1 protein-coding gene is annotated in these 298 nt (G+C 58.1%); it reads left to right on the forward strand.

Features of this window, described 5'->3' with window-relative positions; all coding sequences use genetic code 11:
- Positions 1-45 precede the first annotated feature (45 nt).
- Positions 46-298: DUF6691 family protein (locus H2O73_RS23835; RefSeq protein ID WP_497997514.1), on the forward strand; the 253-nt coding region annotated here is incomplete at its 3' end.

The raw sequence follows: 298 nt of genomic DNA on the forward strand, positions 1-298 counted from the left end.
TCGCGACCGTCTTCGTCGTCCGTCACGTGATCGCAGGGTGATGCCATGAAACTGATTGCAACTTACCTGATCGGCCTGATCTTCGGTGTGGGCATCGCCCTGTCCGGCATGGCGAACCCCGCGAAGGTTCTGAATTTCTTCGATATCGCAGGGTCTTGGGACCCTTCGTTGATATTCGTGATGGGCGGTGCGCTGATCACGACCTTCATCGGCTACAAGCTGGTGTTCGGTCGCGCAGCACCGCTCTTGGAGGAGAAGTTCAGCCTGCCGACATCCAGCGCAATCGACGCAAGGCTTG

The organism is Vibrio marinisediminis (assembly GCF_014050145.1).
Lineage (GTDB): Bacteria > Pseudomonadota > Gammaproteobacteria > Enterobacterales > Vibrionaceae > Vibrio > Vibrio marinisediminis.